We start from the raw sequence: 23,611 nt of genomic DNA, 5'->3' as shown, positions 1-23,611 counted from the left end.
CATCGGCTCTCTTGCGCTCATTGCGCGGCTTGGGCGGCCGGCTCGGGTGCCGGCAGGCGACCGCTGCACAGCCCCTTCACGGTGGCCAGCGCCAGCAGCGCGATGACCAGCGTGACCGCGACCAGCAACAGGCAGGCCATGGTCTGGAACCAGGGCGCGGCATCCATTGCCAAGCGCAGGCTCAGGGCGCTGAACGCCGCGAGCGGAAAGGACAGCGCCCAGAACGTCAAGCCGAAGGGCTGCGGCAGGCTGCGCCGAAGCACCAACCCGGACCACAGGACAAAGAACAGCGCCATGCCCCAGAACGACCAGCCCAGCAGGATGGGCGCGCCGAGCTGCAACAGAGCCAGGCCGATCGCGGCCGGCGGCGCGACGGTGATAAAGGTGGTCGGCAGCAGCGGTGTCGGCCACAGGCCGCTGGCGGCGATGCGCAGCGCCAGCAAGGCCAGGACCAGCGGCCAGAGCAGCACGCCCACGCCCAGCTGCGCCGCCGACCAGGCGAGTTGACCGAGCGGGGCGCCGGCCAGCGGCACCAGCACATTGCCCACCGCCGGAATGAACAGCAGCGGCGTGATGGACGGCCAGGACAGACCTTCGGCCCTGACCGGGCTCAACCAGCGGCCCAGGGTCCAGACCGTGACGCCCAGTTGCAGTGCAGCGCCGACCATCCACAAACCGGCGACCAGCTGGCCGGGCCCGGCCAGCACCACGGCGACCGTGGCCAGCAGGATCAGCGACACCGGCACCGCCGCCGCGAAAGCATGACGCACCGGATGCCTAAGGTCTTCCGTCAGCGCCTGCGGGTAACGCCGCCAGCGCAGCAGGGAAAGGACCGTCAGCAAGCCAAACACCAGCGCGGCCAGAGCACCCAGCAACAAGGCGCAGGCGCCAGCCAGGCCGCCCATGAACGGCCCGGCCCGCTGCCAAGCCAGTGCCAGGCCGCTGAGACCCATGACGATGGCAAACCAGCCGGGCGATAGAGACTTGAGCGGGGTGGGATGGTGCAACATGCCGGAACCTCCGGCATATCCACGCAAGATTGGTGCCTACTTGAGCTGCAGGTCTTGCGCGTCGCGCACCTCCACCGTGACCGGGAAGCCCTGGGACACGCTTTGCGTGACGGTGCAGAAGGCCTCGAACTGGGCCAGCGCGCGATCGAGGTGCTGCAGCGAGGCGGCCGGCACGCCGAGCCGGATCACGGCCCTCATGCCCAGCACGCGCAGCCGGCCCTCGACGTTACGGCCGACCTCGGCCTCGACCTCGCAGGCCAGGGGTTCGGGCGCCTGCTTGTATTTGCGCAGCGCGAACAGCAGCGAGGACGACAGGCAGTTGCCCACGGCCGCCGCGAGCAGCTGCACCGGCTCGGGCCCGCGCCCCGTACCCAGCGGCGGCGGCTCGTCGGCCAGCAGGTTCGGCACCCCCTCGCCGAAGGACACGGAGAAGCAGTAGTCGGCCTCCTGGGTCAGGCCGATGGAGATGGTTTGCTCGCTCATGATTCGCTCCCCCTCAGGATGAAAAAGGCCTCCAGAGCCGGGGCTGTGGAGGCCGTCAATCTGTGCCGTGGCTTGGCTTCAGAACGGAATGTCGTCGTCCATGTCGTCGAAGCCGCTCGAGGCGCGCGCTGCGGGCGCCGGGGCCTGGCGCGGCGCCGGTGCGGCTGCAGGTCGCGGAGCAGGTGCCGCGCGGCGCGGCGGCGCGCTGTCGTAGCCGCCCTCGTCGCCGCCGCCGGCCGGGCCACCCATGCCCTCGCGCCCGCCGAGCAGCTGCAGCTCGGTGGCGATGATGTCGGTGGCATTCTTCTCGATGCCGTCCTTGTCGGTGTACTTGCGGTAGGTCAGGCGACCCTCCACGTAGATCGGGCGGCCCTTCTTGACGTACTCGCCGGCGATCTCGGCCAGGCGGTCGAAGAAGGTGACGCGGTGCCACTGGGTGTCCTCGACCATCTCGCCGGTGTTCTTGTCCTTGCGCCGGCTGGAGGTGGCGACGCTGACGTTGGCGACGGCCTGGCCCGAGGGCAGGTAGCGGATTTCGGGGTCGCGGCCGCAATTGCCGACGAGGATGACTTTGTTGACGGATGCCATGGTGTGTGTGCCCGCAGGGAGGTGCAAAACCGACATTGTGCCGCATGCACCGCCCGCGGGACGCATGCCAAAATCCCCGGCCATGAAAGGCGAACCCGACTTCCTCAGCAACCTGCGCCAAGAGTTCGCCGACCACCGCGTCTGGCTCGACCGCCTGGTCGTCGCCGGCTTCGCGGTCGCCGCCGGCGCGGCCGTGGTGGGCTTCACGCTGCTGGCCGACGGCGCCTTCGAGCTGTTCCTGGCGCTGCAGGGCCGCTGGCCCTGGTTCACCCTGCTCTGGACCCCGGCCCTCACCGCCGCCGTGGTCTGGGCCACGCGGCGCTGGTTTGCCGCCGCCTCGGGCTCGGGCGTGCCCCAGGTGGTGGCCGCGCTGGACCCGCGCCTGGAGGAGGGCCGGCGCGGCCTGCTGGTCTCGGTGAAGCTGTCGGCCGCCAAGGTGCTGGCGGTCTCGGGCGGCCTGCTGGCCGGCCTGTCGATCGGGCGCCAGGGCCCTTCGGTCCAGGTCGCGGCCGGCATCATGTTCAGCGCCCGCCACTGGCTGTCGCCGCGCTCGGGCATCAGCGCGCGCGAGCTGCTGGTGGCCGGCGGCGCGGCCGGCATCGCGGCGGCCTTCAACACGCCGCTGGGCGGCATCGTGTTCGCGATCGAGGAGCTGTCGCGGCGCCTGGAGCAGCGCAGCAGCGGCCTGATGCTGGCCGCCATCGTGATCGCGGGCCTGGTCGCGGTCTCGGCGCTGGGCAACCTGGCCTATTTCGGCCGCATCCATATCGAGGCCGTGGGCTGGCGGCTGCTCGCGCCGGGCCTGCTGGTGGCGCTGGCCAGCGGCCTGCTGGGCGGCCTGATGGCGCGGCTGCTGGTGGCCTCGCTGACCGGCCTGCCCGACCGCTTCTGCGCCTACCGGCGCAAGCGCCCGGTGAGCTTCGCCGCGCTGTGCGGCCTGGCCGTGGCGGCGATCGGCCTGCTGACCCAGGCCAGCGCCCTGGGCGGCGGCCACCACCACACGCGCGAGCTGCTGGCGGGCCAGGCCGAACCCCTGCCCATCGTCTGGACCTGGCTCAAGTTCGTCGCCTCCTGGCTGTCGGCCTGGGCCGGCATGCCGGGCGGCATCTTCGGCCCCAGCCTCGCTATCGGCGCGGGCATAGGCAGCGACGTGGCCTGGCTGATCGCGCCGCAGCACCAGGTGGCGCTGATCGCGCTGGGCATGGCCGGCTTCCTGGCCGCGGTCACGCAGACCCCGATCACGGCCATGATCATCGTGATGGAGATGGTCGACGGCTACGCCATGGTGCTGAGCCTGATGGCCTGCGCCCTGCTGGCCAGCCTGGTCTCGCGCCTGGTCAGCCGCCCGCTCTACCCGACGCTGGCCGACCTCATGCTGCGCCAGCTCGCGCCGCCGGCAGCTGCAGGCCCCGGCCCAGCAGCAGCCACAGCAGCATCAGGACCGCACAGGCCAGAAACAGCGCCGCATTCCCCGCCAGCTTGACCAGGGCGCCGCCCATCAGGCCGCCGGCGAACAGACCCAGCGACTGCAGGGTGTTGTAGATGCCCAGGGCCGCGCCGCGCGCGCCGGCCGGCGCCAGGCGCGAGATCAGGCTGGGCTGGCTGGCCTCCAGCACGTTGAAGCTGCAGAAGAACAGGAACAGCAGGCCGCCCAGGGCCCCGAGCTGCGGCGCGCGCACGGCGAGCAGGAAACCGATCTGCACCAGCACCAGCAGGGCGATCGCGGCCAGCAGCACCTGGCGCAGGTAGCCGCGGCGCTCCAGCGGGAACAGCAGGCCGCCCATGACCAGGAAGGAAGCCAGCACGGCCGGCAGGTAGACCTGCCAGTGCCCGGCCTTGGGCAGGCCGGCCTGCACCAGCAGGGCCGGCACGGCCACCCACATGGCCATCTGCACGCTGTGCAGCACGAACACGCCCAGGTTCAGCCGCCACAGCGCGGGATGGCGCCACAGCTGGGCCAGCGCCGCGCGCGGCGCCGGTGCATGGCTGGCCGGCTCGGCCGGCGTCCAGGCCAGGACCACGGCGATGCCGGCCAGCGCCAGCGCGGCCGTGAGGCCGAACAGGCCGGACAGGCCCATCCAGGCGGCCAGCGGCGGCGCCGCCATCAGCGAGAGCGCGAAGCTCAGGCCTATGCTGGCGCCCACCAGGGCCATGCCCTTGGTGCGCACGCTGTCGCGCGTGAGGTCCGCCAGCAGCGCCGTCACCGCCGCCGAGATCGCGCCCGCGCCCTGCAGCGCCCGCCCGGCCAGCAGCCAATGCACCGAGGGCGCCAGCGCCGCCAGCAGGCTGCCGGCGGCGAACAGGGCCAGCCCGGCGACGATCACGCGCTTGCGCCCCCAGCGGTCCGAGGCCAGGCCCAGCGGCACCTGCATGCAGGCCTGGGTGAGGCCATAGATGCCCATGGCCAGGCCGACCAGGGCCGGGTCGTCACCGCCCGGCAAGCGGCTCGCCTCCAGCGCGAACACCGGCAGCACCAGGAACAGGCCCAGCATGCGCAGGGCGAAAATCGAGGCCAGCGAGGCGCTGGCGCGCCGCTCCAGCGGCGTCATGGCGCTGGACGCGGGCGCCGCGGCAGCGGCAGACGGGGCGAGGGAGGTCTCAGACACGCGGGAAACCGATTGCGGGGCGGTGGCGAAACCCGTGATTGTCCGCTATCGGCGCCGGCCGGGCAGGCGGGCAGCGGCCCGGCCCGGCCGGCCTTCCTCATAATGGAGGGTTTTCCTGCGGCGCGCCTTATCTTGAACCCATCGAACGACAGCGACTACCTCGCCAGCCTGCTGCGCCAGCCGCGCATCAGCGTGCGCGGCGCGCGCACGCACAACCTCAAGAACGTCGACCTGGACATCCCGCGCAACCAGCTGGTGGTGATCACCGGCCTGTCGGGCTCGGGCAAGTCCAGCCTGGCCTTCGACACCCTGTACGCCGAAGGCCAGCGCCGCTACGTGGAGAGCCTCTCGGCCTACGCGCGCCAGTTCCTGCAGCTGATGGACAAGCCCGACGTGGACCTGATCGAGGGCCTGTCGCCGGCGATCAGCATCGAGCAGAAGGCGACCAGCCACAACCCGCGCTCCACCGTGGGCACGGTGACCGAGATCCACGACTACCTGCGCCTGCTCTACGCGCGCGCCGGCACGCCCTACTGCCCCGAGCACGGCCTGGCGCTGCAGGCCCAGACCGTGAGCCAGATGGTGGACGCGGTGCTGGCCCTGCCGGCCGAGACCCGGCTGATGGTGCTGGCGCCGGTGGCGCGCGAGAAGAAGGGCGAATTCGCCGAGCTGTTCGCCGACATGCAGGCCCAGGGCTACATCCGCTTCCGCGTCGACGGCCAGGCCTACGAGGCGGAGAACCTGCCGGCGCTGAAGAAGGCCGAGAAGCACGACATCGACGTGGTGATCGACCGCATCAAGGTGCGCGCCGAGGCCGACGCGGCCGCGCGCGACGCGCTGCGCCAGCGCCTGGCCGAGAGCTTCGAGGCCGCGCTGCGCCTGGCCGAGGGGCGCGCCATCGCGCTGGAGATGGATGCCGGGCAGGAGCACCTGTTCAACGCCAAGTTCGCCTGCCCGGTCTGCAGCTACTCGATCAGCGAGCTCGAGCCGCGCCTGTTCTCGTTCAACTCGCCGGTCGGCGCCTGCCCCAGCTGCGACGGCCTGGGCACCACCGAGGTGTTCGACCCGGCGCGCGTGGTCGCCTTTCCCAGCCTCAGCCTGGCCAGCGGCGCGATCAAGGGCTGGGACCGGCGCAACGCCCATTACTTCACCCTGCTCGAGAGCCTGGCCAAACACTACCAGTTCGACATCGAGGCGCCGTTCGAGGCGCTGCCGCCGGCGGTGCAGCAGGTGATCCTGCACGGCTCGGGCGAGCAGGAGATCAAGTTCAGCTACCTGGCCGACGGCGCCGCGGGCCCGCGCAAGCTCAGCAAGAAGCACCCCTTCGAAGGCATCATCCCCAGCATGGCGCGGCGCTACCGCGAGACCGACTCGGTGCTGGTACGCGAGGACCTGGGCCGCTTGCGCAGCACCCAGGCCTGCGGTGACTGCGGCGGCGCGCGCCTGCGGCGCGAGGCGCGCCATGTCAAGGTCGGCGAGGGCGATCAGGCGCGCGCCCTGCACCAGATCAGCCATGTCACGCTGGGCGAGGCCCAGCAGTACTTCAACGGCCTGCAGATGCGCGGCGCCAAGGCCGAGATCGCCGACAAGGTGGTGCGCGAGATCGGCAACCGGCTCAAGTTCCTCAACGACGTGGGCCTGAACTACCTGAGCCTGGCGCGCAGCGCCGAGACCCTGTCGGGCGGCGAGGCCCAGCGCATCCGCCTGGCCAGCCAGATCGGCTCGGGCCTGACCGGCGTGATGTACGTGCTCGACGAGCCCAGCATAGGCCTGCACCAGCGCGACAACGACCGACTGATCGCCACGCTCAAGCACCTGCGCGACCTGGGCAACAGCGTGCTGGTGGTCGAGCACGACGAGGACATGATCCGCGCGGCCGACCATGTGATCGACATGGGCCCGGGCGCCGGCGTGCACGGCGGCCACGTGGTCGCCCAGGGCAGCTGCGACGAGGTGCTGGCCGCGCCCGGCTCGCTGACCGGGCAGTACATGTCCGGCGCCAAGACCATCGCGGTGCCGGCCAGGCGCCATGCGCCGGGCGAGGCCTGCATCGAGATCGTCAAGGCCAGCGGGCACAACCTCAAGCAGGTCAGCGTCAGCTTCCCGGTCGGCCTGCTGAGCTGCGTGACCGGCGTCTCGGGCTCGGGCAAGTCCACCCTGGTCAACGACACGCTGTACGCCGCCGCCGCGCACCAGATCCACCGCGCGCACGACGAGCCGGCGCCGCATGAGGAGATCCTGGGCCTCGAGCATTTCGACAAGGTGATCAACGTCGACCAGTCGCCGATAGGCCGCACGCCGCGCAGCAACCCGGCCACCTACACGGGCCTGTTCACGCCGATCCGCGAGCTGATGGCCGAGGTGCCGATGGCGCGCGAGCGCGGCTACGGCTCGGGGCGCTTTTCCTTCAACGTGACCGGCGGGCGCTGCGAGGCCTGCCAGGGCGACGGCGTGGTCAAGGTGGAGATGCATTTCCTGCCCGACGTCTACGTGCCCTGCGACGTCTGCCACGGCCTGCGCTACAACCGCGAGACCCTGGAGGTGCAGTGGAAGGGGCGCAACATCGCGCAGATTTTGGACATGACGGTGGAGCAGGCGCACGCCTTCTTCAAGGACCTGCCGGCCATCGCGCGCAAGCTGCAGACCCTGCTCGACGTGGGCCTGTCCTACATCCGGCTGGGCCAGTCGGCCACCACGCTCTCGGGCGGCGAGGCCCAGCGTGTCAAGCTGGCGCAGGAGCTGTCCAAGCGCGACACCGGGCGCACGCTCTACATCCTCGACGAGCCGACCACCGGCCTGCATTTCGCCGACATAGACCTGCTGCTCAAGGTGCTGCACCAGCTGCGCGACGCCGGCAACACCATCGTCGTGATCGAGCACAACCTGGACGTGATCAAGACCGCCGACTGGCTGATCGACATGGGCCCCGAGGGCGGGGCCGGCGGCGGCAGCGTGGTCGGCGTGGGCACGCCGGAGCAGCTGGCGGCCAATCCGGCCAGCTTCACCGGGCACTACCTCAAGCGGCTGCTGGCCTGACCAGGCCGCTGCGGTAGCGCCGCCGGCCCAGGGCTGGCAGACTGGCGGCCTCCCATCCTTCCACCGCCATGGCCCTGGAAACCGAACTCAAGCTCGGCCTGTCGCCGGGCGACCTGCCGCGCCTGCTGGCCCACCCCCTGCTGGCCGGCCAGGCGCCGCAGCGCCAGCGGCTGGACAACACCTACTTCGACACGCCCGAGCTCGAGCTGCTGCGCCGCCGCATGGCGGTGCGCGAACGCCGCATCGGGCGCCAGACCCTGCTGACCGTGAAGACCGCGGGCAGCCAGGTCGGCGGCCTGGCGCGCCGCGGCGAATGGGAAGGCCCTACCGAGCCCGGCCGCTTCGACTTCGCCGCCCTGGTCGACGAGCCCGCCCTGGCGCAGGAGCTCGCAGCCCTGGCCGGTCGGCTGGTGCCGGTATTCAGCACCGACTTCAGCCGCCGAAGCTGGTTGCTGCGCCAGGGCCGCGCGCGCATCGAGGTGGCGCTGGACCGCGGCCGCATCCGCTCGCAGACGGCGCAAGGCCCGCGCCAGGCCACGCTGCTGGAGCTCGAGCTCGAACTGCTGGACGGGCCGGTCGACGCGCTGTTCGGCCTGGCCCAGTCCCTGAGCCGGGCAGCCCCCCTGCGCCCGCTCGCCAGCAGCAAGGCCGAGCGCGGCTATGCGCTGTTCCTGGACCGGCCGCCCGCGCCGCGCCGCGCCGCGGCCATCGCCCTGACGCCGGACATGGCGCCGCTGCAGGCCTTCCGCCTGATCGCGCTGGAAAGCCTGGCCCAGCTGCAGGCCAACGAAGCCGGCCTGCTGCAGCGGCTGGAGGACGTGGAATACGTGCACCAGGCGCGCGTGGCCCTGCGCCGCCTGCGCTCGGCCCTGCGCCTGTTCGCCCCTATCCTGCCCGCGCCCTTCGTGCGCCGCTGGAGCCGGGAATGGCAGGGGCTGGCGCAAAGCCTGGGCGATGCGCGCGACTGGGACGTGCTGTGCACCGAGGGGCTGCCCCGCCTGGCCGAGGCCCTGGGCCCCGCCGTCTCCCGGATCGAACGCCACGCCCGCGCGCGGCGCACGGCTGCCCGGGCCGCCGCGCGGGCCAGCCTGGCCGCCCCGCGCCACGCCCAGCAGCTGCTGGCCTTCACGCGCGCGCTGCTCAAGCTCAGCGAGGCGCCGGACGCGGCGCCCCCGCCGCTCGTCGACTGGGCGCGCGAGCGCCTGGCCGCGCGCCACCGCAAGGTCCGGCGCGGCGCGCGCGCCACCGCCCAGCTGGCGCCCGAGGCGCGCCACGCCTTGCGCATCGAGCTGAAGAAGCTGCGCTACGCGCTCGACTTCCTGGCCAGCCTGTTCCCGCCGAAGCGGGTGCAGCCCTACAGCCGGGCGCTGGCCGCCGCGCAGGACCTGCTGGGCCGGATGAACGACCTGGCCACGGCCCAGCGGCTGCTGGCCGGCGCACCGCAGGCCGGCCTCGAAGCCCTGCCCGCCTGGCTGGAACAGCAGACGGACACGCTGGCCCGCCAGCTGCCCGAGGCCCTGGCGCCGCTGCGGCAGGCCGCGCCGCCCTGGAAGAAACGCAGAGGCTAGGGCCTCAGGCGCGCGCGGCCTGCAGCAGCTCGCGCGTCCTGAGCGCCTCGCGCCGCGCGGCCTCGGCGAAGTCCTCGCCCGAGGAGGCGTAGAGGATGGCGCGCGAGGAGTTGACGATGATGGGGCCGTCGGCCCGCCAGCCGGCCTTCACGGTGGCCACGGCGTCGCCGCCCTGGGCGCCCACGCCGGGAATCAGCAGCGGCAGCGTGGGGGCGAGCGCGCGCACGCGCTCGATCTCCGCGGGATAGGTGGCGCCCACCACCAGGCCGAGCTGGCCGTTCAGGTTCCAGGGCCCCTGGGCCAGGCGCGCCACATGTTCGTAGAGCAGGGGCTGGCCGTCGACCGAGGCCAGGCGCTGGTTCTGCAGGTCGTCGCCACCCGGATTGGAGGTGCGGCACAGCAGGAAGGCGCCCTTGCCCTCGTAGCGGAGGTAGGGCTGGACCGAGTCGAAGCCCATGAAGGGCGAGAGCGTCACGGCGTCGGCGCCGTAGCGCTCGAAGGCCTCCTTGGCGTATTGCTCGGCGGTGGAGCCGATGTCGCCGCGCTTGGCGTCGAGGATGATGGGCACCTGGGGCGCGACGCGGCGCATGTGTTCCATCAGGCGCTCGAGCTGGCCCTCGGCGCGGTGCGCCGCGAAATAGGCGATCTGCGGCTTGAACGCGATCACGAGGTCGGCCGTGGCGTCGACGATGCGCGCGCAGAAGTCGTAGATCTTGTTCGCGTCGCCCTTGAGCGCGGCGGGGAACTTGGTCGGCTCGGGGTCCAGGCCGACGCACAGCATAGAGCCGTTCTGGCGCCCGGCCTGCTGCAGCATGTCGAGGAAGGTCATGACGCGATTTTACGGTTCGACGCAGAATCGCCCCCATGCAAGCGCTCTCCCGACAGCAGCTGACCACGCTCGTGCTCCTGACCCTGGTCTGGGGCATCAACTGGCCCATCATGAAGCTGGGCGTGACGGACTTCCCGCCGCTGAGCTTTCGCACCCTCTCGCTGTGGCTGGGCCTGCCGGTGCTGGGCGCGGCCATGGCCTGGATGCGGGTGCCGTTCCAGCTGCCGCGCGAGCACTGGCGCGAGCTGCTGCGGCTGGCCCTGTTCAACATGTTCGTCTGGCACGCCCTCATGATCATCGCGCTCAAGTCGCTGTCCAGCGGGCGCGCCGCCATCCTGGGCTACACCATGCCCATCTTCTCGGCCCTGCTCGGCGCCCTGTGCTTCGGCGACCGGCTGCGGCCGCGCGGCTGGGGCGGCGTGGGCGCCGCGGCGCTGGGCGTGCTGCTCCTGCTGTGGCATGAGTTCGCCAACCTCGGTGGCAGACCCCTGGGCGTGCTGCTGGCGCTGGTGGCGGCCGCCACCTGGGCCCTGGGCACGCAGCTGCTGCGCCGCACCCGCATCCCCGTGGCGACGCCGACCATCGCGTTCTGGATGACGGCCCTGACCGCCTGCGTGATGACGGTGCTGGCCCTGCTGTTCGAGCGCGGCTCCTGGCAGGCACCGGGCACCGCCAACTGGGGTGCGATCGCCTACAACGCCGTGGTGATCTTCGGCTTTGCCCATGCCGCCTGGTTCTTCCTCGCGCGCAGCCTGCCGCCGCTGGCCTCGACGCTGAGCGTGATGTTCATCCCTGTGCTGGGCGTGTTCAGCGGCGCGTTGTGGCTGGGCGAGCGGCTGCACTGGCAGGACTGGACGGCCGTCGGCCTGATGGTGGTGGCCATCGCCTCGGTGCTGTGGCCGGCGCGCCGGCCATGAACCCCGCCGCGCCCAAGCCGCCCCTGCTGCTGTTCGGCGCCTTCGACCGCCACAATTTCGGCGACCTGCTGTTTCCCCATGTCGCCGCCACCCTGCTGCCGGGCCGGGAGCTGCTGCTTGCCGGCCTGGCCGAGCGCGACCTGCGCCCCTTTGGAGGCCACCGGGTCCAAGCCATAGCTCCCCTGGCCGAGCAATGGAGCGAGCGCCCGATCGAGCTGATGCACGTGGGCGGCGAGCTGCTGAGCTGCGAGGCCTGGCAGGCCGCGGTGATGCTGCTGCCGCCCGAGCAGGCGCAGCCCACCATCGCCTACCTCGAGGCCCGGCCGCGGGCCCGGCAGGCCTGGGTACGCCGCAGCCTGGGCCTTGCGGACCGAGCGCCCTACACCCTGTCGCGCGCGCTGTTCCCGCGCGCCGGCCGCGTGATCTACAACGCCGTGGGCGGCGTGGACCTGGCGCGTCGCAGCCCGGCGCTGCGCGCCGAGGTGCTGGCCAAGCTGCGCGCGGCCGACGCGCTGGGCGTGCGCGACCTGCAGACCCAGGCCCAGCTGCAGGCCGCCGGCCTGGCCCCTGCCCTGCTGCCCGACCCGGCCGCGCTGGTGGCCGAGCTGTTCGGCCCGGCGATCCGCGAGCGCCTGCAGCAAGGAGAGCCCGCGGCCGCGCGCACGGCCTTTCCCCAGGGCTATCTGGCCTTGCAGCTGAGCGCCGAGTTCGGCGACGACGCCACGCTGGCGGCTCTGGCCGACCAGCTAGAGCGGCTCGCTGCGGCCACCGGCCTGGGCCTGGCGCTGTTTCGCGCCGGCGCCGCGCCCTGGCACGACGACCTGGCGCTGCTGCAGCGCCTGGCGGCGCGCCTGCCCCAGCCGGCCGTGCGGGTGTTCGAGTCACTCCAGCTGTGGGACATCTGCGCCCTGATCGCCGGCAGCCGCGGCTATGCGGGCAGCAGCCTGCACGGCCGCATCGTCGCCATGGCCTTCGCCCTGCCGCGCCTGAACCTGCGCCCGCCGGGCCCGGAGGCGGGCGTCAAGCAGGCGGCCTATGCCGCCACCTGGGAGGCGCCGGGCCTGCCCACGGTGGCGCCGGTCGCGGACCTGGCCCAGGCCATGGCCCAGTCCCTGGCCAGCGATCCCGCCCTGCTGCGGCGCCAAGCCCAAGAGTTGGCGGCGCGCTACCGCGCGGGCTTCGCGGCGCTCTGCTGCGCCTCTTGAGCGCACCGCGGCGCCCTACCAGCGCAACAGCCGCGGCCCGAGCAGGGCGCCGGCCAGGGTGGGGATGGCCATGCCCACCACGTACCAGACCGCCAGGAAGGGCGCGGCCGACTCCGGGCAGTGCAGGGCATAGACCAGGGCCCCCAGTGCGCCCGACAGCAGGCCTGCGCCGGCACCCGCCAGGGCCAGGCGGGTGGGCGCCAGACCCTTCATGGCCCAGAACATGGCCACGAACAGCGGCAGCGAGATCAGCGCGATGTTGAACGGGCAGCTGCGCCAGGTGCTGCCCAGCAGCAGCGCGGCGCGCTCGGCCGGCTCGGCCTGCAGCAGGCTGACGGCGCCGGCCAGCCACACCAGCAGCAGCGGTGCGGCCAGCGCCGCCCACAGCGGCCCCAGGCGCATGCCGGGGCGGCCCAGGCGCTCGGCCGCCGCCAGCCCGGCCAGCGCCAGGCTGCCGGCAAACAGCAGCTTCATCCAGAACATCATCCCGCCCGCGGCCTGCGCCAGGTCGGCGCGCAGGCCCAGCGTGAGGGCCAGCAGCAGGACGGCCGCCGGCAGGCCGCAGCCCAGGGCCCAGGCGAAGCGCCGGCCCACGGCATGCGCCGGCACCGGCGCGGCCTGGGCCGCCAGCAGGGAGAGCAGATCGTCGGTCTTCATGCGCGTCCCCTGATCAAGGCCGCCAGCGCCTTCAGGCCCCGGTGCACGCCGACCTTGACCGCCGATTCGGACATGCCCGTGAGCTGCGCGGTCTCGAGCACCGACAGGCCCTCGAGCTTGACATGCACGATGGGCAGGCGCTGCCGCTCGGGCAGGCTGGAAAGCAGCTTGCCGAGGTCCTTCCTGGCCTCGGCCGCCTCGGTGTCGGAGCTGGCGAACAAGTCGAGCTCGTCGTCCAGCGGGTCGTTGAGTGCCTCGTGCGAGGCGCGCGCGCGCAGCAGATCGACCAGCTTGTAGCGCGCGATCGCGTGCACCCAGGCCGTCAGCGGCTGGTCCGGCCGGTAGGTGTGGCGCTGGTTGTGCACCGCGAGCAGTGTTTCTTGCACGAGGTCCTCTACTTCGTCGGTTCGCTGGAACAGCCGCTTTCTGAAATAGGCGCGCAGGTGCGCGCTCAGCGCTTTCAGGAAGCGGTGGTAGGCCGCCGCGTCGCCGCCCAGACCCTGCACCAGCAGCCCGTGCAGCTGGCGCTCGGGCTCTGCGAAGCGGGCGTCTGTCTCTGTGGTTCGTTCCATGTCGGCCAGGGGTTACAGCGCGGGCGAAAAAAATACTTGTCGCGGATTGTGCTCCGACCTGTAACCCGCGGCCGGGTTCCATCGAACTACAGCTCAGACCGGTGCCGCCACCGCGTGACGGCCCCGGTCTGAATCCTCAACCCTCATTGATTGAACCGGAGTCAGCACATGAACACCCGTATCGAAGCCCCTGCCATGGACAAGCGCCTGTTCGCCTCCACCGCGCTGTCGACCGCGCTCGGCCTGGTGCTCGCCATGAACGGCGTTGCCGCCCAGGCCCAGGGCATGAAGGACATGCCGCCCATCGTCAAGGAAAACATGGAGAAGATGGCCAAGGACAAGCTCGAGAAATGCTACGGCATCAACGCCGCCGCGAAGAACGACTGCGCCGAGGGCGTGCATTCCTGCGCCGGCCAGGCGACCCAGGCGCGCGACGCCAAGTCCTTCGTGCTGGTGCCGGCCGGCGTGTGCGGCAAGATCGCGGGCGGCAAGCTCAAGGCCGCCTGATGCCATGGCCCCCACGCCCGTCACTTCGTGCACTTCGCTGCCCCCCGTGGCGGGGGTGGGCCTGCGTTTCCCGCACCACCAGGCCTTCCTCGAACAGCGCCCCACGGTCGGCTGGCTCGAGGTCCATGCCGAGAACTACATGGGCGGCGGCCAGCCGCTGCGCGTGCTGCAGCAGTTGCGGCAGGACTACCCGGTCTCGCTGCACGGCGTGGGCCTGTCGCTGGGCAGCGCCGAGGGGCTGGACAAGGCGCATCTGGAGCGGCTCGCGCAGCTGGCCGAGCGCATGGAACCGGCCCTGGTCTCCGAGCACCTGTCGTGGAGCATGGCCGGCCAGACCTACCTCGCCGACCTGCTGCCTCTGCCCATGACCGAAGAAGCGCTGGCCGTGGTCTGCCGCCATGTAGACCAGGTTCAGGAGCGGCTGGTGCGCACCATCCTGGTCGAGAACCCGTCTTCCTACCTGCAGTTCGCCCATTCGACGATTCCCGAAGCGCAGTTCCTGGCAGCCGTCGCGGCGCGCACCGGCTGCGGCATCCTCTGCGACGTCAACAACGTCTTCGTCAGCGCCTGCAACCACGGCTGGGACGCCCTGGCCTACCTCGACGCGCTGCCGCCCCAGGCGATCGCCGAGATCCATCTGGCGGGGCACGCGCTCACGACGCTGGAGGGCGGCGCCCAGCTGCGCATAGACGACCACGGCTCGCGCGTGGCCCCCGAGGTCTGGGCCCTGTACGAACAGGCACTGGCGCGCTTCGGCGCGCAGCCGACCTTGATCGAGTGGGACACCGACATTCCACCGCTACCGGTGCTGTTGGCCGAGGCGGCGCAGGCCGACCACCGGCTGGCGCAGCAGGGGCAAGGAGCAAGTCATGACACCCTCCCTGCTTGAGCTGCAGCAGTCCCTGCGGCGCAGCATGGTCGAAGGCGAGGACGCAGAGGCCGGCCGGCACGTGGTGAGCGCGGGCCTGGCGCCGCGGCAGCGGCTGGCGGTCTATCGCAACACCTTCGGCCAGACCCTGGTGCGGGCGCTGCGCCTGTCCTTCCCGGCCGTGGAGCGGCTGGTCGGCGCCGATTTCTTCGAGGCCGCCGCGCGCGACTTCATCGCCGGCGCGCCGCCGCGCAGCAGCTGGCTGGACGAGTTCGGCGCCGAGTTCCCCGGTTTTCTCGAGCGCTTCGCGCCGGCCGCCGCCCTGCCCTATCTGGCCGAGGTGGCGCGGCTGGAATGGGCCGTCAGCCGCGCCCTGCATGCGCCCGACGCGGACCCGCTGGACCCCGCCGCCCTGGCGGCGGTTGGCGCGGACGCGCAGGCGCGCATCCGCTTCACGCCCCAGCCCTCGCTGGGCCTGGTCGCCTGCAGCTTTCCCGCCGACGCGATCTGGCGCGCCGTGCTCGACGAGGACGATGCGGCACTCGCCGCCCTGGACCTGGCCAGCGGCCCGGCCTGGCTGCTGGTGCAGCGCGGGCCCGCGGGCGTCGAGGTGCTGCGCCTGGACGAGCCGCGCTGGCGCCTGGTGCAGGTTCTGTGCGCGGGGCGCCCGCTGGGCCTGGCGCTGGCCGAGCATGCAGGCGATCACGCAGCGGCCACCCTGGCCGAGCTGCTGAGCCGGGGACGGCTGGCCGGCTTCGAGCTGGCGCCGCCCTGCGACCCCAATTCCGACTTCAGGAGTCCGACATGAACCACATCCTTGCCCTGACCGAACGCAGCCGCCTCGTGGCCCTGGCCGCGCGCGTCCTGGGCTGGCTGGACGCCACCCCTTACGCCCTGCTCGCCCTGCCGCTGCGCTTCGCGGTGGCCACGGTGTTCTGGAACTCGGCCATGAGCAAGCTGGCCAGCTGGGACACGGCGCTCGCGCTGTTCGCCGACGAGTACCGCGTGCCGCTGCTGCCGCCCGAGCTCGCGGCCTACATGGCGGTGTCCATCGAGCTGAGCGCGCCGGTGCTGCTGGTGCTGGGCCTGGCGACGCGGCCGGCGGCCGCCGTGCTGCTGGGCATGACGGCCGTGATCCAGACCTTCGTCTATCCCCAGGCCTGGCCCACCCATCTGCAATGGGCTGCCATGCTGTGGGTGCTGCTGGCGCGCGGCGCGGGCGGGCTGTCGATCGACGCGCTGGTGCGCAAGCGCTGGCTCGGCGAGTCCTGACAGGCCCCACGTTCGGCACTGCGTGTCCTCGCCGGGCTCGCGCCATGCACGTTCCGAGGCATGACGCTTCGGCCCGGCGCCGGTCCGAGGTCGCGCAGCAGGCGGTGGGCCTGATGAATAATGGCCCACCATGTCATCCGCCGCCACGATCTGGAGCCCGCTGCGCAAACCCGCCTTCCGCGGCCTGTGGCTCTGCGGCGCCGTCTTCTTCATCGGCAACGGCATGCAGTCCATGGCGGCCGCCTGGCTGATGGTCGAGCTCAGCGGCTCCTCCTTCCTGGCCGCGCTGGTGCAGACCGCGGTCTTCCTGCCCATGTTCCTGCTGGCGCTGCCGGCGGGCGTGCTGGCCGACACCACCGACCGCCGGCGCCTGATCTCCGCGGCACTGCTGGCCCAGGTCGCGGCCTGTGCCCTGCTGGCCCTGCTGGTGCTGGCCGGCGGGGGCGGGCCGGCTTCGGTGCTGCTGCTGGTGTTCGTCTGCGGCTGCTGCACCGCGGTGCTCACGCCGGCCTGGAACTCCTCGGTGGTCGACCCCGTGCCGCGCGACGAGTGGCCGCAGGCCATCACCACCATAGGCATCGCCTACAACGCCGCGCGCGCCCTGGGTCCCACGCTGGCCGGCCTGCTGTTCGCCTGGCTGGGCGCGGGCTGGGTGTTCGCCAGCACGGTGCTCACCACCCTGGTGATGTGGGAGTCGATACGCCGCTGGCCGCCGCGCGCCCATCCGCCCACGCGCCTGCCGGCCGAGCGGCTGTGGAGCGGCACGCTGAGCGGGCTGCGCTTTGCCTGGCACTCGCGCATGATCCTGGCCCAACTGGTGCGCGCCATGGCCTTCAGCGGAGCCGGTTCGGCCCTGTGGGCCCTGCTGCCCATCATCGCCCAGCGCCAGCTCGGCGCCGGCGCCGAGGGCTTCGGCCTGCTCATGGGCTGCCTGGGCACGGGTGCGGTGGCCGCCGGGCTGGTGATCGGCCGGCTGCGCGCGCGCTTCGGCCTGGACGCCATCGTGAACGCGAGCTGCGTGAGCTTCGCCTCGGTGATGCTGGTGGCCGCCTTGGTGCGCACGCCGCTGCTGGTCTACCTGGCCATGGCGCTGGGCGGCGCGGCCTGGATGAGCGCCATGTCCACCTTCAACACCGCCACCCAGGCCAGCGCGCCGCCCTGGGTGCGCTCGCGCGCGGTGGCGCTGCACATCGTGGCCTCGCTGGGCGCGTTCGCCCTGGGCTCCGGCTTCTGGGGCGCGCTGTCCGACGTGGCCGGCCTGAGCGTGGCGCTGATGCTCGCGGCAACGCTGATGGCCACCGGCCTGCTGCTGAACCGGCCGCTGCCGCTGCGCATGGGCGCGGCGCACGAGGTGACCCAGGCCCAGCCCTGGGAAGACCTGTTCGTGACGGCCGAGCCCAGCCCCGACGCCGGCCCGGTGGCGGTGGAGATCGCCTACCGCATACGCGCCGGCGAGGAGCGCGCCTTTCTCGACGCCGTGAGCCACCTCAAGGCCCCGCGCCGGCGCGACGGCGCCACCTTCTGGCGTGTCTACAAGGACCTGGGCCAGCCCCTGCGCTACGTCGAGCGCTTCATCGTGACCTCCTGGGCCGACTACCTGCACCAGCGCGCCCGCGCCACCGTGGCCGACCAGACGCTGGAAGCCGAGGTGCGGCGCTTCCTCGCGCCGGGCGAGAGCGCCCGCATGTCGCACTACATCGCCGAACGCTGAGCGCTGAAGCGCTCAGCCCTGCTGCCGCACCAGCTCCAGCGCCAGGCACAGGTCGGCCCAGGCCTTGGCCTTGTCGGGCAGGTTGCGCAGCAGGTAGGCCGGGTGGTAGGTCACGACCACCGGAACGCCCTGGTAGCTGTGCACGCGCCCGCGCAGGCGGCCGATGGGCTCGCTGGTCTGCAATAGCGACTGCACGGCAAAGCGCCCCATGGCCAGGATGATGCGCGGCTGCACCAGGGCCACCTGGCGGCGCAGGAAGGGCTCGCACTGCGCCACCTCGGCCGGCTCGGGGTTGCGGTTGGCCGGCGGGCGGCACTTGAGCACGTTGGCGATGTAGACGCCCTGCCCGCCCTGGGCCTGGCGGCTCAGGCCTAGGGCCTTGAGCATGTTGTCCAGCAGCTGGCCGGCCGGGCCGACGAAGGGCTCGCCCTGCAGGTCCTCCTTCTCGCCCGGGGCCTCGCCGACCACCATCCAGCGCGCCTGTGTATCGCCGACCCCGAACACGGTGTTCTTGCGGCTGGCGCACAGGCCGCAGGCCTGGCAAGCGGCCACGGCCTGCTCCAGCTCGGTCCAGTCCATGGACTCGACGCCGGTGGGGCGCGGGGCGCGCGCCGCCGGCTCGGCGGCAGGACGCACGGGCGCCTCGACGGACAAGGCCTGCATCGCGGGCGGCACCGGAGCAGCGACGCGGGGCGCTCGCAGCGGCGCCTCGACCGGAGCCGCCACGGCGCTGCCCTGCTGCGGCGCCGGCGCGGCCGGCTGCCAGACGCGCACGCCCATCTCGGCCAACATGGCGCGCTGGCGTTCGTCGAGTTCGAATCGCGTGGCTTCGCTCATAGCTTCAGGCTCATCACCACCGCGTCCTCGCGCTGGCCTTGGCCGGCCGGGTAGTAGGCGCGGCGCAGGCCGACGCGGCGAAAACCATGGCGCTCGTAGACCTCGAGCGCGCGCTGGTTGCCCACGCGCACCTCCAGCCACAGCCATTGCGCGCCCTGGCCGCGCGACCACAGCGCCAGCGCGTCGAGCATCACATGGGCCCAGCCCTGGCGCTGGAAGGCCGGCGCCACGGTGATGTTGAGCAGGTGCACCTCGTCCACGCCCTTCATGGCGACGAAATAGCCCAGCAGCTGCTCGTCGGCCAGCAGCAGCTGGGCCTGGTAGCCCGAGGCCAGGGTGTCGATGAAGTTGCCGCGCGACCAGGGATGGCTGTAGGCGACCTGCTCGACGGCCAGCACCGCCTCCAGGCGCTCGGGCGTGAGCGGCTCGAAACGGGCTTCGACGGGCTGCAGGACGGCGCTCATGCGGGACGATGGCTCGGTAGGCTGGGGGGGCCGGGATGGGCGGCCTTGGCGGCGGCGCGCTCCTCGGTGGTCTGTGCGACTTTATCGCGAATGTAGCGCGGCATGGCCTGCGCGGCCGGCACGGCCTGGCCGGCCGCCAGCAGGGCGGGCGCCAGGCGCAGCAAGGCCTCGGCCGTAGGCAGGGCCTCGATGCGCGGCAGCCCGGGCGGCAGGCGCTCGCCGTAGGCCGCGAAGGCATTGCCGGCCAGCGCCCAGCCCGGCGCCGCGTCGGGAACGAGCACGGTCTCGGGCCGGCCCACGGCCAGCTCGGCGCGCGGCAGCCACTGCCGGCCGTCCCAGGCGTAGGCGGCGCTGTAGACCTCGTCCATGCGCGCGTCGAGCAGGGCCAGCACGCGCAGGCCCGCCTGCGCCTCGGGTGCCAGCTGGGCGCGTGCGGCCTCGGCCACGGCCAGCAGGGTGTCGACCGGCAGCACCGGCCGGCCGGCGCCGAAGGCCAGGCCCTGGGCCACAGCGCAGGCGGTACGCAGGCCGGTAAAGGCGCCGGGGCCATGGCCGAACACGATGGCGTCGAGCTCGGCCAGGCCCAGCCCGGCCTGGGCCAGCAGCGTCTGGCAGGCCGGGATCAGGGCCGCCGAGGCCTGCGCGCCGCCGGCGCCATGGTGGGACCAGACCCGCGCGCCGTGCTGCACGGCGACCGACAGGTATTCGGTGCTGGTGTCGAAGGCCAGCAGCCGGGGCCAGGCGGCGGGGTCGGGGCGCGTCATCGGGCCTCCATGGCGCGGCCTGCGGTCGGCGCCGGCCGCGCCGCGCGCACGCCGAACAGGATGCCCGCCGTCACCAGCGCCAGACCGGCCAGCAGGGGCGCCGACAGCGGCTCGCCCAGCCACAGCACGGCGCCCAGGGCCGACAGGCCGGGCACCAGGGCCGTGATCATGGTCGAGCGCACCGGTCCGAAGTAGCGGATCATCTGCGTGAACGCGATGCCCGAGACCACCACCGAGCCCAGGCCCTGGAACAGCACCTGGAACAAGATCTCGCCCCAGGGCGCGGCGGCCAGCTGGCTGGCCACCTGGCCGGACAGCACCAGCAGCGCATAGGCCGGCACATAGCTCACGAAGGCGAAGGCGGTGATGGCGATGGTCGCGCGCACGGCGTCCAGCCCGAAGCGGCGCGCCAGCACGCTGTAGCCGGCCCAGCAGATCGCGGCCGACATGAACAGCAGGTCGCCCTTCCAGACCTCGCCCCCATCGAAGGCCTTGAGCAGGCTGGCGCCGCCCACCAGCAGGTCGCCCGCGACGATGCAGGCCAGGCCCAGGGCGCGCGCCGGCGTGAGGCGCTCGCGCAGCACCAGAACGGCCAGCAGGGCGGTCCACAGCGGCAGGCTGCCGGGCATCAGCACCGAAGCATGGGCGGCCGGTGCGTAGAAGAAGCCGGTGTAGGCCAGCAGCGCATAGAGCAGGCCGCCGAACAGGCCGGTGACGGCCGTGACGCGCAGCGGCAGTGGCGACAAGCCGAACAGCGAGGACTTGCCGCCGCCCCGGCGCCGCGCCGAGCGCACCAGCCAGGCGCCCCAGGGCAGCAGCACGCTGGAGGCGCCCACGATGCGCGCCAGCGCGATATCGAAAGGCGTGAGCGTGCGGCCGGCCGAGGCCCGGGTGATGATGATGAAGGAGGTCCAGATGAAGACCGTGACGACAGCGGCGGCAAGGCCCACGGTCCTGGCAGAAAAACGCATGCCGCGATTATCCGCCGGCGGTCGGCGCGGCGCCGGGCCCGGGTAGACTGACCCCATGAGGCATTGCTGGACCCTCCTGGGATGGCTGGCCCTGGCCCTGCCGGTCTGGGCCCAGGGCGCGCTGCCGGCCGAGTTCGCCCAGGGCCTGGCGCGCGCCGGCGTGCCGAGCGAGGCGGTCAGCGTGCTGGTCGCGCCGCTGCCCGATCCCGCCGCGCCAACCTCCCTGCCCGCACCGCGCCTGGCGCACCGCCCCGATGCCGCCATGAACCCGGCCTCGGTGCTGAAGCTGGTCACCACCTACGCCGCGCTGGAGCTGCTGGGCCCGGATTTCACCTGGACCAACCGCGTCTACGTCGACGGCCCGGTGGCAGGCGGGGTGCTCGAGGGCGACCTGGTGCTGCGCGGCAGCGGCGACCCCAAGCTGGTGCTGGAGCGGCTGGACGCGCTGCTGCGCGAGGTGATCGCGCGCGGCGTGCAGGAGGTGCGCGGCGACATCCTGCTCGACCGCAGCGTGTTCGAGCTGCCCGAGCACGACCCGGCGGCCTTCGACGAGGAGCCGCTGCGCCCCTACAACGCGGCGCCCGACGGCCTGCTGCTGAACTTCAAGGCGCTGATCTTCACCTTCACGCCCGACCCGGCCGGCGCGCGCGCCCTGGTCGCGAGCGAGCCGCCGATCGCGGGCGTGGAGATCCCGGCCGAGCTCGGCCTGGCGGCCGGCCCCTGCAGGGACTGGCGCAGCGCGCTGCGCGCCGATTTCTCGAGCCCGCAGCGGGTGCGCTTTGCCGGCCGCTACCCGGCCGCCTGCGGCGAGCAGCGCTGGCCCGTGGCCTATGTCGATCCGCGCAGCTACGCCCGGCGCGTGGTCCAGGCCATGTGGCAGGCCGCCGGCGGCCGCCTGACGGGCCGGGTGCGCGAGGCCCCCACCCCGCCCGGTGCGCGCCTGTGGGTCAGCGCGCCCTCGCTGCCGCTGGCCGAGATCGTGGCCGACGTCAACAAGTTCTCCAACAACGTGATGGCGCAGCAACTGTTCCTCACGCTGTCCAGCGCGGCCGAGGGCCGGGGCAGCTTCGAGGCCTCGCGGCTGCGCCTGCAGGACTGGTGGCGCCAGCGCCTGGACGGGCAGCCGCAGCCCGAGCTGGACAACGGCTCGGGCCTGTCGCGCCAGGGGCACAGCAGCGCCGCCGCGCTCACGGCCCTGCTGCAGCGCGCGGCAGCCGGCCCCCAGGCCGCGGCCTTCGAGAGTTCGCTGGGACTGGCCGGCGTGGACGGCGGCGTGGCGCGCATGGCCGATCGGGGCGCCGCGCCCGAGGTGCTGGGCAACGCCCGGCTCAAGACCGGGACGCTGCGCGACGTGGCCGCCCTGGCGGGCTATGTCACCGGGCGCAGCGGCCGGCGCTACAGCCTGGTCGCGCTGGTCAACCACCCCAACGCCCCGGCCGCGCGCGCGGCCCTGGACCGGCTGGTCGAGTGGGTGGTGCGCGACCCGCCCTGACGATGGCCGCGCGAAACAAGGCGTAACAGCGGCAGCGCCCGCGTGCCCCTGTGCCTACCATGGGCCCCGGGGGAGAACACCATGGGAACAACACTCAGGGCCAAACTCGCTGCGCTGGCCGCTGCTCTGCTGCTGGCGTCCTGCGGCGGAAGCGGCCCCGATCGCTTCGCCACCCTGGTCTCGTTCGGCGACAGCCTGAGCGACGTGGGCAGCTACCGCACTGCGGGCATCGCCGCGATCGGCGGCGGCAGGTACACGGTCAACGGTCCCGGCCCGCTGATCTGGGTCGAGCAGCTGGCGGAGCAGCTCGGCCTGCCCGCGCCCTGCGCGGCGCAGACCGGCCTGAACGCCTCAGGCGCGTTCGCGGCCTTCGCGGAAGCCGTCGCCAACCACCCGGGCTGCACGGCCTATGGCCAGGGCGGGGCCCGGGTCAGCCACCCCATCGGTCCCTGGAACGCGGCGCTGCTCGGCTCGCCCGATCCCGACACGGCCTTCACCGGCCAACTGGGCCAGCTCACGCTGCCGGTGGCCAGCCAGATCACCAACCACCTGGCGGCCAGCGGCGGCCATTTCAGCAGCAGGGCGCTGGTGCTGGTGCAGGCCGGCAACAACGACCTGTTCATGCTCGCCACGGCCATCCCGACGCGCGTGGCCGAGCTCGTGGGCGGCGGCACGGACCTGGCCACCGCATCGGCCCAGGCCGCCAGCGAGGCAGTGAGCGCCATGGCCGTGGCCGGCGGCGAGCTGGCGGTCCTGGTGCAGCTGCAGTTGCTGGGCCGGGGCGCTCAGCGCGTGGTGGTGGCCAACATGCCCAACATCAGCCTCACGCCGAGCGCCGTCGTCGCCGAGGCCAGCTCGCCCGGCACCCAGATCCTGACGGATGCCATGACCCGCGCCTTCAACCTGGCCCTGGCGCAGGGCCTGAAGGACAAGGCAGGCGTGCTGCTGGTGGACCTGTACCAGCACAGCAGCGACCAGGCGGCCCGACCCGCTGCCTACGGCCTGAGCGACGTCAGCACGCCGGCCTGCAGCACGAGCTCGCCGCTCAATCCGCTGCAAGGCTATTCCTTGACCTGCACCACGGCCAGCGTGATCACCGGCGACGTGTCGCGCTACCTGTTTGCCGATTCGGTGCACCCCACGCCCTACGCGCACCAGCTGTTTGCCCTCAAGGTGTCGCAGGCCATGACCCAGGCCGGCTGGCTGTGAGCGACTAAAATCGCTTTGGGCCGGCTGCCATCCTGCGCTTTGCGG

At 72.7% G+C, this 23,611-nt stretch carries 23 protein-coding genes; 12 read left to right on the top strand and 11 right to left on the bottom strand.

What is annotated here, in order from left to right; translation table 11 throughout:
• Window positions 1-17: 17 nt before the first annotated feature.
• The 3 genes from FFS10_RS14865 to ssb all read right to left on the bottom strand — a co-directional run bounded on the left by FFS10_RS14865 (window position 18) and on the right by ssb (window position 2,081).
• A complete protein-coding gene (locus FFS10_RS14865; protein WP_137895249.1) occupies window positions 18-1,010 on the bottom strand; it encodes an SLAC1 family transporter in 993 nt (330 codons plus the stop codon).
• A 36-nt stretch (window positions 1,011-1,046) separates the two neighbouring features.
• Entirely contained in the window at window positions 1,047-1,493 is a 447-nt protein-coding gene (locus tag FFS10_RS14860) for an OsmC family protein (protein WP_137895248.1), read from the bottom strand.
• 78 nt (window positions 1,494-1,571) lie between these two features.
• On the bottom strand, window positions 1,572-2,081 hold the full coding sequence (gene ssb, locus FFS10_RS14855; protein WP_137895247.1) for a single-stranded DNA-binding protein: 510 nt from the start codon (window positions 2,079-2,081) through the stop codon (window positions 1,572-1,574).
• 82 nt (window positions 2,082-2,163) lie between these two features.
• Between ssb and FFS10_RS14850 the strand changes: the two genes are divergently transcribed.
• On the top strand, window positions 2,164-3,564 hold the full coding sequence (locus tag FFS10_RS14850; protein ID WP_137895246.1) for a chloride channel protein: 1,401 nt from the start codon (window positions 2,164-2,166) through the stop codon (window positions 3,562-3,564).
• Here FFS10_RS14850 and FFS10_RS14845 read toward each other — a convergent pair.
• Window positions 3,452-4,630: an MFS transporter gene (locus FFS10_RS14845; protein ID WP_137895267.1), complete on the bottom strand. Its 1,179-nt coding sequence runs from the start codon at window positions 4,628-4,630 to the stop codon at window positions 3,452-3,454. The genes FFS10_RS14850 and FFS10_RS14845 overlap by 113 nt on opposite strands.
• Before the next feature lie 159 nt (window positions 4,631-4,789).
• On the opposite strand from FFS10_RS14845, the gene uvrA reads away from it, so the two are divergent.
• Together uvrA and FFS10_RS14835 are read left to right on the top strand one after the other, a co-directional pair.
• Window positions 4,790-7,723 (top strand): excinuclease ABC subunit UvrA, encoded by a 2,934-nt coding sequence (gene uvrA, locus FFS10_RS14840; protein WP_137895245.1) that lies wholly within the window; start codon window positions 4,790-4,792, stop codon window positions 7,721-7,723.
• A gap of 68 nt (window positions 7,724-7,791) precedes the next feature.
• A complete protein-coding gene (locus FFS10_RS14835) occupies window positions 7,792-9,291 on the top strand; it encodes a CYTH and CHAD domain-containing protein (RefSeq protein ID WP_137895244.1) in 1,500 nt (499 codons plus the stop codon).
• A gap of 4 nt (window positions 9,292-9,295) precedes the next feature.
• On the opposite strand, the gene pyrF is transcribed toward FFS10_RS14835, so the two are convergent.
• Entirely contained in the window at window positions 9,296-10,120 is an 825-nt protein-coding gene (pyrF, locus tag FFS10_RS14830; RefSeq protein WP_171016164.1) for an orotidine-5'-phosphate decarboxylase, read from the bottom strand.
• Window positions 10,121-10,155: 35 nt separating this feature from the next.
• On the opposite strand from pyrF, the gene FFS10_RS14825 reads away from it, so the two are divergent.
• Window positions 10,156-11,037 carry a DMT family transporter gene (locus FFS10_RS14825; RefSeq protein ID WP_137895243.1) on the top strand — a complete coding sequence of 294 codons (882 nt, stop codon included), beginning with the start codon at window positions 10,156-10,158 and terminating at the stop codon, window positions 11,035-11,037.
• Window positions 11,034-12,242, top strand: coding sequence for a polysaccharide pyruvyl transferase family protein (locus FFS10_RS14820; RefSeq protein ID WP_137895242.1), 1,209 nt, complete (start codon window positions 11,034-11,036; stop codon window positions 12,240-12,242). Before FFS10_RS14825 ends, FFS10_RS14820 begins: the two co-directional genes overlap by 4 nt.
• Window positions 12,243-12,257: 15 nt before the next feature.
• On the opposite strand, the gene FFS10_RS14815 is transcribed toward FFS10_RS14820, so the two are convergent.
• Window positions 12,258-12,899, bottom strand: a complete 642-nt coding sequence (locus FFS10_RS14815) for a DUF1109 domain-containing protein (protein WP_137895241.1) — start codon at window positions 12,897-12,899, stop codon at window positions 12,258-12,260.
• Window positions 12,896-13,471 (bottom strand): sigma-70 family RNA polymerase sigma factor, encoded by a 576-nt coding sequence (locus FFS10_RS14810; protein ID WP_137895240.1) that lies wholly within the window; start codon window positions 13,469-13,471, stop codon window positions 12,896-12,898. The genes FFS10_RS14815 and FFS10_RS14810 overlap by 4 nt, the downstream gene beginning before the upstream one ends.
• Window positions 13,472-13,666: 195 nt before the next feature.
• Here FFS10_RS14810 and FFS10_RS14805 point away from each other — a divergent pair, with 195 nt between their 5' ends.
• The 5 genes from FFS10_RS14805 to FFS10_RS14785 all read left to right on the top strand — a co-directional run bounded on the left by FFS10_RS14805 (window position 13,667) and on the right by FFS10_RS14785 (window position 17,829).
• Window positions 13,667-13,978, top strand: a complete 312-nt coding sequence (locus FFS10_RS14805; RefSeq protein WP_137895265.1) for a BufA1 family periplasmic bufferin-type metallophore — start codon at window positions 13,667-13,669, stop codon at window positions 13,976-13,978.
• A gap of 4 nt (window positions 13,979-13,982) precedes the next feature.
• Window positions 13,983-14,867 carry an MNIO family bufferin maturase gene (gene bufB, locus FFS10_RS14800; protein WP_137895239.1) on the top strand — a complete coding sequence of 295 codons (885 nt, stop codon included), beginning with the start codon at window positions 13,983-13,985 and terminating at the stop codon, window positions 14,865-14,867.
• On the top strand, window positions 14,848-15,654 hold the full coding sequence (locus tag FFS10_RS14795) for an HvfC/BufC family peptide modification chaperone (protein ID WP_137895238.1): 807 nt from the start codon (window positions 14,848-14,850) through the stop codon (window positions 15,652-15,654). The genes bufB and FFS10_RS14795 overlap by 20 nt, the downstream gene beginning before the upstream one ends.
• Window positions 15,651-16,118, top strand: a complete 468-nt coding sequence (locus FFS10_RS14790; protein ID WP_137895237.1) for a DoxX family protein — start codon at window positions 15,651-15,653, stop codon at window positions 16,116-16,118. The genes FFS10_RS14795 and FFS10_RS14790 overlap by 4 nt, the downstream gene beginning before the upstream one ends.
• A 130-nt stretch (window positions 16,119-16,248) precedes the next feature.
• Window positions 16,249-17,829 carry an MFS transporter gene (locus FFS10_RS14785; RefSeq protein WP_137895236.1) on the top strand — a complete coding sequence of 527 codons (1,581 nt, stop codon included), beginning with the start codon at window positions 16,249-16,251 and terminating at the stop codon, window positions 17,827-17,829.
• 12 nt (window positions 17,830-17,841) lie between these two features.
• Here FFS10_RS14785 and FFS10_RS14780 read toward each other — a convergent pair whose 3' ends face one another.
• From FFS10_RS14780 to FFS10_RS14765, 4 genes are read right to left on the bottom strand one after another with little or no spacing between them, the layout of a single operon-like run.
• Window positions 17,842-18,666: a uracil-DNA glycosylase gene (locus FFS10_RS14780; protein ID WP_137895235.1), complete on the bottom strand. Its 825-nt coding sequence runs from the start codon at window positions 18,664-18,666 to the stop codon at window positions 17,842-17,844.
• A complete protein-coding gene (gene rimI, locus FFS10_RS14775) occupies window positions 18,663-19,130 on the bottom strand; it encodes a ribosomal protein S18-alanine N-acetyltransferase (protein ID WP_137895234.1) in 468 nt (155 codons plus the stop codon). Before rimI ends, FFS10_RS14780 begins: the two co-directional genes overlap by 4 nt.
• A complete protein-coding gene (gene tsaB / locus FFS10_RS14770; protein ID WP_137895233.1) occupies window positions 19,127-19,894 on the bottom strand; it encodes a tRNA (adenosine(37)-N6)-threonylcarbamoyltransferase complex dimerization subunit type 1 TsaB in 768 nt (255 codons plus the stop codon). Before tsaB ends, rimI begins: the two co-directional genes overlap by 4 nt.
• Window positions 19,891-20,865 (bottom strand): DMT family transporter, encoded by a 975-nt coding sequence (locus FFS10_RS14765; RefSeq protein ID WP_137895232.1) that lies wholly within the window; start codon window positions 20,863-20,865, stop codon window positions 19,891-19,893. Before FFS10_RS14765 ends, tsaB begins: the two co-directional genes overlap by 4 nt.
• A gap of 55 nt (window positions 20,866-20,920) precedes the next feature.
• Between FFS10_RS14765 and dacB the strand changes: the two genes are divergently transcribed.
• Window positions 20,921-22,357 carry a D-alanyl-D-alanine carboxypeptidase/D-alanyl-D-alanine endopeptidase gene (gene dacB / locus FFS10_RS14760; RefSeq protein WP_137895231.1) on the top strand — a complete coding sequence of 479 codons (1,437 nt, stop codon included), beginning with the start codon at window positions 20,921-20,923 and terminating at the stop codon, window positions 22,355-22,357.
• Window positions 22,358-22,438: 81 nt separating this feature from the next.
• Window positions 22,439-23,566, top strand: a complete 1,128-nt coding sequence (locus FFS10_RS14755) for an SGNH/GDSL hydrolase family protein (protein ID WP_137895230.1) — start codon at window positions 22,439-22,441, stop codon at window positions 23,564-23,566.
• Window positions 23,567-23,611 lie beyond the last annotated feature (45 nt).

Origin of the sequence: Ramlibacter sp. 2FC (assembly GCF_005503345.1) — a bacterium.
Lineage (GTDB): Bacteria > Pseudomonadota > Gammaproteobacteria > Burkholderiales > Burkholderiaceae_C > SCMQ01.
The sequence above is the reverse complement of the archived record's forward strand: the minus strand, read 5'-3'. Positions and strand labels throughout refer to the sequence as shown.